This is a genomic window from Enterovibrio coralii, assembly GCF_001559595.1.
GTDB classification, from domain to species: Bacteria; Pseudomonadota; Gammaproteobacteria; order Enterobacterales; family Vibrionaceae; genus Enterovibrio; species Enterovibrio coralii.
On the sequence record NZ_LNTY01000006.1, the window covers coordinates 343645 to 354785 of the forward strand.

At 45.9% G+C, this 11141-nt stretch carries 10 protein-coding genes and 1 pseudogene; 7 read left to right on the top strand and 4 right to left on the bottom strand.

What is annotated here, in order from left to right:
• Window position 1 precedes the first annotated feature (1 nt).
• Window positions 2–367 carry a RidA family protein gene (locus ATN88_RS02280; protein ID WP_067410799.1) on the top strand — a complete coding sequence of 122 codons (366 nt, stop codon included), beginning with the start codon at window positions 2–4 and terminating at the stop codon, window positions 365–367.
• Between the two features lie 204 nt (window positions 368–571).
• On the top strand, window positions 572–1024 hold the full coding sequence (locus ATN88_RS02285; protein WP_067410803.1) for a hypothetical protein: 453 nt from the start codon (window positions 572–574) through the stop codon (window positions 1022–1024).
• On the opposite strand, the pseudogene ATN88_RS02290 reads toward ATN88_RS02285, so the two are convergent.
• The 3 genes and pseudogenes from ATN88_RS02290 to ATN88_RS02300 all read right to left on the bottom strand — a co-directional run bounded on the left by ATN88_RS02290 (window position 999) and on the right by ATN88_RS02300 (window position 4047).
• Window positions 999–1936 (bottom strand): annotated as a pseudogene (locus ATN88_RS02290) (Dyp-type peroxidase). The gene ATN88_RS02285 and the pseudogene ATN88_RS02290 overlap by 26 nt on opposite strands.
• A 147-nt stretch (window positions 1937–2083) precedes the next feature.
• Window positions 2084–3028: a ribosome biogenesis GTPase YlqF gene (gene ylqF, locus ATN88_RS02295; protein WP_067410808.1), complete on the bottom strand. Its 945-nt coding sequence runs from the start codon at window positions 3026–3028 to the stop codon at window positions 2084–2086.
• A gap of 185 nt (window positions 3029–3213) precedes the next feature.
• Window positions 3214–4047: an EAL domain-containing protein gene (locus tag ATN88_RS02300; protein ID WP_067410813.1), complete on the bottom strand. Its 834-nt coding sequence runs from the start codon at window positions 4045–4047 to the stop codon at window positions 3214–3216.
• A 240-nt stretch (window positions 4048–4287) separates the two neighbouring features.
• Between ATN88_RS02300 and phhA the strand changes: the two genes are divergently transcribed.
• The 3 genes from phhA to ATN88_RS02315 all read left to right on the top strand — a co-directional run bounded on the left by phhA (window position 4288) and on the right by ATN88_RS02315 (window position 8388).
• Window positions 4288–5139 carry a phenylalanine 4-monooxygenase gene (gene phhA / locus ATN88_RS02305; RefSeq protein WP_269748095.1) on the top strand — a complete coding sequence of 284 codons (852 nt, stop codon included), beginning with the start codon at window positions 4288–4290 and terminating at the stop codon, window positions 5137–5139.
• Between the two features lie 9 nt (window positions 5140–5148).
• Window positions 5149–5484 (top strand): 4a-hydroxytetrahydrobiopterin dehydratase, encoded by a 336-nt coding sequence (locus ATN88_RS02310; protein WP_067410822.1) that lies wholly within the window; start codon window positions 5149–5151, stop codon window positions 5482–5484.
• 141 nt (window positions 5485–5625) lie between these two features.
• On the top strand, window positions 5626–8388 hold the full coding sequence (locus ATN88_RS02315; protein ID WP_067410826.1) for a M16 family metallopeptidase: 2763 nt from the start codon (window positions 5626–5628) through the stop codon (window positions 8386–8388).
• A 38-nt stretch (window positions 8389–8426) separates the two neighbouring features.
• On the opposite strand, the gene ATN88_RS02320 is transcribed toward ATN88_RS02315, so the two are convergent.
• Entirely contained in the window at window positions 8427–8615 is a 189-nt protein-coding gene (locus tag ATN88_RS02320) for a restriction endonuclease subunit S domain-containing protein (protein ID WP_198158309.1), read from the bottom strand.
• A gap of 282 nt (window positions 8616–8897) precedes the next feature.
• On the opposite strand from ATN88_RS02320, the gene ATN88_RS02325 reads away from it, so the two are divergent.
• A complete protein-coding gene (locus ATN88_RS02325) occupies window positions 8898–9785 on the top strand; it encodes a PhzF family phenazine biosynthesis protein (RefSeq protein ID WP_067410834.1) in 888 nt (295 codons plus the stop codon).
• Between the two features lie 146 nt (window positions 9786–9931).
• A complete protein-coding gene (locus tag ATN88_RS02330) occupies window positions 9932–11140 on the top strand; it encodes an EAL and HDOD domain-containing protein (RefSeq protein WP_067410839.1) in 1209 nt (402 codons plus the stop codon).
• Window position 11141: the final 1 nt, after the last annotated feature.

Consider the following 11141-nt stretch of genomic DNA (forward strand, 5'->3'; position numbering starts at 1 on the left):
AATGAAAATTCATCGAATTAATCCAACTAAACGTTGGTCTGACGTAACCGTTTACAACGGCATTGCTCACTTTGTCGAAGTGCCAGAGAGCGATTTGAGCGCAGACATCAAAGGTCAAACGGCGCAGATTCTTTCTCAAGCTGAAGAAATGTTGGCAAGCGTTGGTAGTGATAAAACACGCGTACTTTCAGTAACGATTTACGTGACTGATTTCGCCCACTTCGAAGGTTTGAATGAAGTTTGGGATGCATGGTTTGAAGAGGGTACAGCGCCGAGCCGAGCATGTATTAAGGCAGAGCTTGCGAAGCCAGAGTATCTGGTAGAAATGGCTTTTGTTGCAGCAGCAGGCGAAGAGTACCTTTCTTAATTGCGCCAGCTGTTCAAAGAAAAGGCAGTGTCATCACTGCCTTTTTCATTAGCAGGGATTCAGGTTTGGTGCCAAATATCATTGAGTGATGCCTCGCAAAACATGGCTTTAAAATGCTCAAGAAGATGAAAATAAGCCTCTTTTCATTAGAGTAACGGTTGGTAAAGCACTTATTCGTGTGACCGCTCTAATGGAGAAAGGATCGTGGGACTGAAGACGAAGGATTTCGTGCTCAATGAATCACATTTGTATGTGGGTTCTCACGCCTACCCACTCTCCAAAATTTGCCTCGTTGACGTCAAGTCGATAGGGATCGTCGAAAACGCGGTTCAAGTTTTCTTTTTTGCCTTACTTGCAGCTTGCACCGTTTGGTTCTGGTGCCCTGAAGGCTATGCACAACTCTTCTCGCCACTCGCATTTCTCTCTGGTTCCATTATCTGTCATTGTGTATTTGGTCGACACAGCCTTCGTATTAAAATGCTGCGGCTGAATAACACTGAAACGCACTGGATTAGCATCGCGAATGGAAACACTGAGGAAGAGTTGGCGCTGCTGAAAGGTCAAGCCGAGCAACTTTCCCATTTAGTTATTGGCAATGAGAAAAATACTCGGCTTGCGGACGGTCTATCCCTTAGTCGTCAAACCTCTCCTCAATAAAGGATTGGGAAGGAACGAAGTAGCTGTTACCCGTTTTTGCTTCAACAAAATCGAGCAGTTTGTCGTAGTCACCGTTCTCATCTGCTGTGATCATCTGTGTCAGCGACGTTTCAATAATTGATGGTGTATTCGAAAAGCCAACGAACATGGTGCCATGTTCCATAGCATTGCCGTATGGGCGGTTCTGACGGAACATCTTCACTTCTTCGCCGTCGACTTCTACCTTACTTTTCGCGTTGTGTGCCCAAGCCGGTTTCGTGTCATCGTCCAACTCAATGTCATCCATTTTTGTACGGCCAACGACTTTTTCTTGATGCTCTGTAGACAGTGAATCCCACGCGCCTTGCTTGTCGGTATAACGCTGAACAATGAGGTAGCTACCACCTTTGAATTCATCGTCTTCACCAATAAGCACAGACTCAATGCGCTCGTCATCTATTGGATTCTCAGTGCCATCGACAAAATCAATCATGTCGCGATTATCGAGGTATTTATAACCTTGAATATCCTCAATGAGCTCGGCGATTGACGACAGGGCTTTGGCTGCATGCTTGGCAACTTGGAAGTTAAGATCTTTACGCTCTGATTTCACCATGATGAAAATATCACCTGGCGTTGATGGGAATTTGCGGTGGCCATTCTCCATCTCAGGGAAGCATGTAACTCCGATGGCTTGCCAACGTCAGGGAACAGCATTGGCCACGCGTTATCAGAAAAGCCCAATGTCATGGTTAAACTGGCTGAAGGATCTTTCTGTCGGATAGACTTTTCGATTCCCGGAAGCTGAGAGAGCGCATCGTTGATTTCGTCGATATTGATCCATTGGTCGCGAAGGACGAAGGTCAAATATTCTACATGTGTTGTTGGATTAGTCAGGACACCCGGCTGTGCAAACATTGCTAAATTATTCATAGTCTTTCCTGTTATCAACTTCATTGCGTTTCGTAGACGCTTTGTAACTTTAGAATAGGGGAGACCGCGTTTTTGCGGTAGGAATGAGACGTTATAAATTTAAAGCCCTATGAACGCAAAAGCCCTGACAGAGTCAGGGCTTGGAAATCATCGTTTGTTGCGCAGGTAGCGTTTGCGGCGCTCTTCTTTATGTTTGGCTTTTTCTTCTGCCTTGCGCGTTGCCGCTTCTTCTACTTCGACAAGTTCTTTGTCGATCATGTCTGGGTGTTCAAGCGTAATTAGGCCTAGAGCACCGTTGCGAAGATCGTTGATCAGAATCTCAGACGCTTTGTGAATGTCGATTCGGCCACCCGCACGCAAACAACCGCGTTTTTCGCCAATCGCTTCCATCAGTTCAACTTCTGTTTCTGGCAGTTCTTCAATGTTGTAACGCTGCTTCAGAAGGTCTGGGTACGCTTGTGCCAGATATTCCACGGTGTAAAACGCAACTTCGTCGTATTCCATCGCCGTATCTTTTACCGCACCGGTTGCTGCCAAACGGAAACCACTGTGAGGGTTTTCTACTTTAGGCCACAAGATCCCAGGCGTGTCTGACAACACAACACCGTTTTGCAGGTTGATACGTTGTTGCTGACGTGTAACTGCTGGTTGGTTACCCGTTTTAGCAACAACACGTCCTGCCAATGTATTGATGATGGTGGATTTCCCCACGTTTGGAATACCCATGATCATGGTGCGAATGTTCTTGCCCATCTCTTCGCGGTGAGGCGCAAGCTTACGGCACAAATCTATGATTTTATTGACTTCACTGATCTGTTCAGTCGTGATTGCCATTGCTTTAACACCTTGTTCTTTCTCTAGGTGTTCAAGCCACAAGGCGGTCATCTCAGGGTCTGCAAGGTCGCGCTTATTAAGCACTTTGATGACTGGCTTGTCTTTACGAATACGACGGATCAGCGGGTTTTCACTACTGAATGGAATGCGAGCATCAAGCACTTCGATGATGACGTCAATCTTAGGTACGACTTCTTCGATTTCTTTACGTGCTTTGTGCATGTGGCCCGGAAACCACTGAATAGAGTTGTTAATCATGGGAATGATTGCCTTCGTAAATCCTGTTTCTCGTTTCGAGTCTTTAAGACTAAGCAAACGATGTATTGGCAAGGATTTTATCACTTAAATGTGATGAACGGAAAAGTATCCCGTTGATTCGGCGTTGAGCGGGTGATTTTTGTTCAGGTGTCGGAGGATGTATCGCCTGCCTGAGGCGATTGAGATTACTTCGCCTGACGCAAAGGCTCGAAATCGAGAGGATTCGTATCGAAGTACTCAGACAGCGGCTGGGGCATGCCAAGGTGAAAACCTTGGAAATACGCGACGTTAAGTGCTTTCATCGCGTCGTACTCTTCTTGATTTTCGATACCTTCAACGAGCACTTCGGCCCCAACTTCTTTCGCCAATGCGATAGAGCGGAGTATCGCTTCTACTTCACCCCCAACATAGCTTTGCACCAATGAACGATCAATTTTGATGATGTTCGGTCTGAGCATACGAACGCGGGCTTCTTCTGAACCTTCAACGCCATAATCATCGACAGCAATTCTGAATCCATTCTTGATGGATTGATTAGTCGCGGCAGACAAAGACACAGAGTCAGAGTGCAGATGTTCAACCACTTCCAGCACAACGTGTTCACGTGGAATGCCCATTTCGGCTAATCGCTGAACCATCAGGTTTTGGTTGGAAAAAGTCTCAATGGAAGCCACAGCAGACGAGGGAAGCATATTCAGGAAAATCCAATGCTGTCCGGCGTATTTTGCAAAGTTTCTGAGGTGGATGACGCGCGCGAGTTTATCGACGCTAATCTGATTCGCAAAATCAGGGTGGCTTTGGTCTAGACAGCGGAATAAGTGAGCGGGGCAAACGTGTGATCCGTCCACACCTACAGCACGAATAAGCGCTTCAAAGCCTGCAACTGTGTTGTCTCGGCGAAAAATAGGCTGGTAGACGCTACGTAAATGCATGCCATTGAATTCAGCGGTGACTTCACCGTTCTCATTGGCTCTCAAGCATTGTTCGAATTCAGCGCGTGTTCTCAGGTGGTCTACCACTTATTCATACCTCTAACTTCACTGAGCAAATATGTTACGTCAAAGCGAAGGATTGGAAAATGAAACCTTCATTTAGGTCGTGAATTAATGTGATCTTTCCCTATTCTTTTTCATCCTAGTACGAAATTCGTGCAACAAAATTGCTGTTTAAACTGGAGAGAATTAAGCAACTGAGTGCATTGTAAAAATAGTTTGTAAAATTTATTTTACATTCTTCCGTACTGTAACAAGCCTGCGAAGCTGCCAGAACAAGTCACTTATTACTATCGTTTTAGAAGGAGATTTATTCAGGAGGCGAAGATGAAAGCGTATAAATACGAATCTAAGCCGCAAGACGAGAACGGGCTGGTAGATTGGACGGAAAGCGAGAATGAGGTCTGGCAAAGGCTCATGACGCGACAATTAGCCTGTATCGAAGGCAAAGCATGTGAGGAGTATGTCGCAGGACTCGAACTGCTAAATCTGCCGCATTCACATGTTCCCCAAATTCCGGACATCAACAAAGTACTTAGAGAAGCGACAGGGTGGTCGTTGGCACCTGTCCCAGCGTTGATTGACTTTGACCACTTCTTTGCGTTGCTGGCGAATAAGCAGTTTCCGGTGGCGACCTTTCTAAGGCGTGAGCAAGACTTCGATTACCTGCAGGAGCCCGATTATTTTCACGAAATATTTGGGCATTGTGCGATGTTGACCAATCCCGCCTTTGCTGCCTTTACTGAGCATTACGGTAAGCTTGGTGTGAACGCTTCTAAAGAAGATCGCGTATATCTGGCAAGGTTGTATTGGTTTACCGTTGAATTTGGACTCATCCGCACACCGAGTGGCTTTTCGATCTACGGAGGCGGGATTTTGTCTTCTCCTGCAGAAACGGAGTACGCATTCCGCGACAAAGATGTAATGAGAGAACCGCTTGATATCGTCGACGTGATGAGAACACCGTATCGGATAGACATTCTCCAACCGATATATTTCTACTTAGAGGACATGAGTGCGCTCTACGAGTTTTCCAAAATCGATTTGATGGCCTGTGTTATGAAAGCCAAGTCGTTGGGGCTGCATAAACCACTCTATCCCATGAAAATTGCACAATAAGGAATCGTGATGACTGAATTGACAGAACTGCAATGCGAGGCTTGCAGAGCAGACGCCCCGAAAGTGACAGACACTGAAGCGAAAGCGTTATTGGCAACACTGTTGGATTGGGAAATAAAAGAGATAGAAGGCATTCCTCAACTCGAACGTGTGTTTGTCTTCAAAAACTTCAAAGAAGCATGGGCGTTTTCAAATAAAGTAGCGCAACTTGCAGAGGATGAAGGGCACCACCCCGCAATATTGCTCGAATGGGGGCGTTGTACTGTCACCTGGTGGACGCACAAAATCAAAGGTCTGCACAAAAATGACTTTATCTGTGCAGCGAAAACCGATGCACTACTATAAATAAACGATTGTGTGAGTACGACGGGGCGAAATGCCCCGTTTTTGTGTCAATTTGATCACAGCTTCTGACTGATTGTAATTTTTCTCATGCCGCTATGTCTTAATGGTGATGAGTATTCTCATTCGAAGACCGGAGCCCCTATGTTTGCGCGCTTGATCGGCCCAATCCTTATTCTGTTCATCGTTGGGTGTTCTTCTCTTCCGACGTCGACGCCAATTGCCGTCGATCCCAATTGGACGTCTGATACTCTCCCGAATGGTTTCCAATACCATCTTTATCCCATTGAAGGCACGGAAGTGGAAATGCGACTGATCGTGAATGTCGGCAGCCTTCAAGAGCAGGAGTCACAGAGAGGTTACGCTCACTTTATCGAACACATGGCATTTAATGGTACGGAGCACTTTCCTGATAATTCTGTGTTTCAGGAATTTGCAACGGTAGGGGTGCAGTTTGGTCCTGATATTAACGCCATCACGGATTACAGCAGGACAGTTTATAAGCTTTCCTTGCCTGATGATGGGAAGTTAAGTGATGCCATTAAGTGGTTTAGAGACATTGGCGATGGGCTGACGTTACGTGAAGACCAAGTGACAGGAGAGATTGATGTCATCTTTGGTGAATGGCGCTTCGATAACCGGGCTGACGCGTCATGGCAGCTAAAACTTTACGACACATTGCTCGAAAACAGCCCTTACGCAGAACGCGACCCGATAGGCACTGAAGCCACGCTATTAGCGGCGAATTCAGATGATCTTCGCGCCTTTTATGACACATGGTATCAAGCAAACAGAATCCAGTTGGTAGTAGTTGGCGGGTTTGATGAAAAAACGTTAGCGGCTGAGATCGAAACGCAATTTTCCTCACTCCGCACGGAGGATGATCGGCCCGAGCACCATGAGATTGTTCCTCTAGATAAAGACTACCGCTATCCTTTGACTGTGTTTGCGCCACAAGGCCAATCGTCAGCCTTGGTATTGAGTATTAATGAAGGCGGATACATCCCACCCAAAACACTTTCGCAGCAACGGGAAATGTGGACAGAGTGGTTTGTTCTGGATGCCATTGAACAACGCTTAACAGAACAGCTGGACCGTCGCAGCATCGCCCACAATGGCCTCTATTCGAGCTACGCATTCGCACCGGGACTCAGTTTGTTTGAAATCGTTGCTGAATTTAATGCGCAAGATAGAGCAGAAGTACTCGACGCGATTGCTGGCGATCTCGCGTCATTGAGAGATAACGGCATCACGGACAGTGAATTTGCTTCGCTGTTAGAAAGGTTTGAATCTTGGGGCTACTTGCTTGACGATTACTTGCCCATTGAAGTGGCAGAAAGTGCATCTGAAGAACTGTATTACAATGCTTTGCCGCAAGACGGACAGCAGCGTTTAGAGAACTTCGAACAGTTTCTTACTGAAGTAAATCATGAAGATATTGACCAGCGTATCCGAGAATACCTCACTGTCTTGCCTAAATCTTTGTCGCTCATCTATGTGAAGAATGAATCATTAGCGGGGGCTGAACGGCTGAAATCGCAGTTTTTTGCGAAGCTAGCTAAAGCAGGAGACGCCGTTGATGTTGAGTATTCTGACGTCAATATTCCACAGCCAGCTATTTTGCCAACACGCAAACCAACGACAAAGTCGTTAGGCAATGAACTCTATACATGGACGATGCCAAATAACGTCAAGGCTCTGTTTCATCATATGGACGACCTATCGTTAACGAGCCATGTTGTTTTGCAAGCGAGGGGTGGTTTTGCTTCGCTCAATCGATCTGAGCGTGCTGCCGTGGACATCCTTTACGAAGTGATTCGAGGCAGTGATGTCGGAGATATCGATGCGTTGGATTTTAACCACTACCTCAATGCCAACGGCATTGCTATTGAGCCTGCTGTATATGGACGTAGCCATAACATTTCCATGTCGGTTCAAAGTGAAAACTTACCCGATGCACTCAATGCGTTGCGTTTTCTCATCGAAAACGTGTCGTTAGATCAAGCCATTTTCGATCGTGAAAAAGAAAGGGTAGTAAGCCGTGTTAAGGCCATGAATACGTCGCCGTATGATGCGTTTGAACGTGCCCAACTAGGCATGATTTATCCTCCCCAGTCCTATGACTCTCCGTTAACAGTTGCAGACTATCAGGACGTAACGTTTACAGATGTTAAGCGTGTTTATGACAAGCTTTTCAGAGATTTGGGGGCCTTTAATGTTTACGTGATTTCCGATTACTCGGCGGACGCCGCGACGGATCAAATAAACGTTTATCTTGGTAATATCAAAGCCACAAGACCTGCAACGCTGCCGAAGACGCTGACGTTTAATCAGCAGAGTGACGAACTAAAAAAATACACCTCACCCGAAGACCGCACATACATTGAAATTGTCGATGTATCGCGTGTTCCCCAAAGAGATATCAAGACGATCTTTGCGGAAGATATGATGAATCGTGTTTTACAGGCCAGATATACCAAAATCATGCGAGAGAAGAATGGCTTCGACTATGACCCTTACTTCGCATCTTGGTCGCGAGACGGAGATGGTGTGGTCACCACGACATTGACTGCCTTGATTTCGCCAGACCGAGAGCAAGAGTTAGAGAACATGTGGCCAGATATTCGAAAAACATTGGTACAGCCCGTCACCAAGCAAGAAAGAGACAATGCAGCGCGCCAGCTAGAGCGGGACATTATGAATCTAAACAGTGATAGTCACCATCTTGTTGGTGCTATCGCGCGATATGATACATGGGGATATGGGACAGATGGGTTGTTTTATCCAGCGACAGTGATCCGAGGCATTGATCGCCAGCATCTCAGCCAGCTTTCTAAGGGGCTCTTTACGGGAACCGTAAGATACAAAAGCGTGATGCGTCCTGCACCGAGTACACCGTCGCCATAAACAAATAACGCGCCTTGAGGCGCGTTATTCAGAAGTGCTTAGTGCGTTTTTTTGCCACCGAAATACTTTTCCAGAATTTCAGGGGTCAGTTCGCCTTTAGCTTCCAATTCTTTAAGTTCTGCCGCAATGCGTTTTTGCTCTTCTAATGAAGGCAATGGCAGGTCTGGTTCGCGCTCTGGCGCGTCTTTAATCAGGTTTTCCAAATCGATCATGTCGAAATCACTCATTTTTTAGATCTGGCCGTATTCTATGTAAAAACGGCCTTACCAAGCAAGCCATTCACTTTTTGCACTCCAGAGTTTTAAAGCGAATCAAGCGTAAATTCAGGATGCTATTAAAACAAAACGCGTAGTTGTAAACACTCTCATACTGTTTCTGCAAAAATCGATTTCCACGCAATATCTCGGTATAAAAAAGATTGATAACGCAATTTCTTGTGTTTTTGGTGTTTTTGTAACACTGTAACAAAAGAGCCAAAAAGAAAATAAGAAAAACAAGGAACGGTAGATATGGCAGATATTCTTGAAGTCTACACAGTTAATGCATTCGTCGCTGATAACCAAGGCGGCAACACAGCAGGCGTTGTACTCAATGCCGACGGTTTAAAACCCGCGCAAATGCAACGTATCGCCGCGGATCTCGCATTCTCAGAAACCGCATTCGTCTTAAAATCCAAAAAAGCAGATTTCAAAGTTAGATTTTTCACACCAACAGAAGAAGTCAACTTTTGTGGTCACGCAACAGTCGGCGCGTTTGCTACGTTATTTCATACAAATCGCGTTGAATCTGGTCACTACAGGCAAGAAACGAAAGCGGGCTTGCTCGGTGTCGAAGTAGGGTCTGATGGCAGAATTACCATGGACCAAGCGATTCCGAAGTTTGGCCCAGAATTATCGGCTGAAGAGGTCGCGCCTCTGCTAGGTATTCAAGCAGAAGACATTCTCTCTACAGGCTTGCCCGTTGCCGTTGTTTCGACGGGGTTGGCGGATGTGATTGTTCCAGTGAACGATGAAAGTGTATTGAATGCGCTAAAACCAGACCTGGCAGCGATAAAAGCATTCAATAAGAAAACGAAATCGATGGCGATTCACGCATTTGCACTAACGCCAACAGAGTCAGATATATCGGCAAGATGTCGAAACTTTGCGCCCGCCGTTGGGATTGATGAAGAATCGGCAACAGGCAGCGCAGCCGGCGCGCTAGCAAGCTACCTGCATATTTACCAAGGTGCTAAATATCGCTACCTGTTTGAACAGGGTGAAATTCTAAATCGCCGTTCTTTGTTGTCGGCACAAGTCGACTCTACCGAAGATACCATTGAGAGAGTGACGGTGGGTGGTCTTAGCGACAAGCCACAACGGATCCCTTACCGAGTCACGGAAGAAGCGACGCAATAACCTGTCATAAAACCAATGATTAAAACAAGGGGAAGCATTTAAGCTTCCCCTTTGATTTTATTGCAACTTTTTCGCGGGAAAAAAAGGAAATTTGCTGTATTTGAACTAGATTTAAGAGTATGTCTTAAATCTGGGAATGTACTTGCGTGGCTGAAGTCTTTTTTTCCTGTCAACCTGTGTTTTCTAACGACCTGCAACAATGGGGTAGCGAGTTGCTGTTCCGTGAAGGCTTGGAAAACAAGTTTCCTTCCATCGATGAAGATACCGCAACCTCACGCATTTTGAGCGCGAACTTCCTCGCCAGTAACAGCAATCAAAATCAAAGCCGCTACATTGTCAGCTTTGGCGAATCGTCCCTAATGGATGAGATTCCGCTTTCAATGCCTAGCCAGAGTTTAATCATCTTTTTGACGGATGATTGCCACCCTAATGCAGAATTGGTGAGCAAACTACGTGCGTACCGCACCGAAGGTTATCGCATCATGATGGACGGTAAAGCCATGCACAATGCGTGGCGAAACTATCTGGAGCTGGTGGATATTTTTAGCATCAGTATGGAACGGGACAATCCAAGTGACTGGGAACAAACCATCAGCCAATATTCCCAGCAAGTGTTCCTTGCGCGCAAGGTAGAGAAACAAGAAGAGTTAGCGGCGGCACAGAGTGTAGGTTTCACCTTATTCCAAGGTTACTTTTTCGAAAAACCGACCATTGTCCGCTCAGAGGACGTGGCACCTTCCGTGATGTCGCTGTTGGACATTTGCATCATCATCAACAAAAACCCTGATGATATCGATACGCTAACCAACATCATTTCCAAAGATGTCTCTTTGCTCTACAAAGTGATTGCCAGTGCAAATATTTTGGCGAAAACCAAAACCAACAAAATTGCCAACCCAAGACAAGCAGTGGTTTATCTGGGTGTTCAGGCATTGAGAAGGCTTGTGTCACTTCTCATCATGTCAAACCTCAATCACCAACATGCTGCGCAGCTTCAAAGCATCGCTTTACTTCGTGCCACCTTTTTCTCGTCGCTTCAAATCGATAATAAAGAATTTAACGCTGATGAAGCGTTCATTGTCGGGGCGTTTTCCATGCTTGATGTCATGTTGAGTAAGCCCATGAGCGAAATTGTAAGCCAGCTAGATTTGTCCGCGGCGGTGAAAAAAGGTCTGACGACAAAAGAAGGTGTTTATGGACAACTTATTACGCTGTCTCACGATATCGAGCACGCGAATTGGAATGGTTTAATCAACTGGTGCAATGAGCTTAAGTTGAATGACAAAGCGGTGTTGAAGGAATTTGAAGCCGCAAGAGTCAGTACCGCTGAAATTACTTCCAGCATGCAGGTTTAAT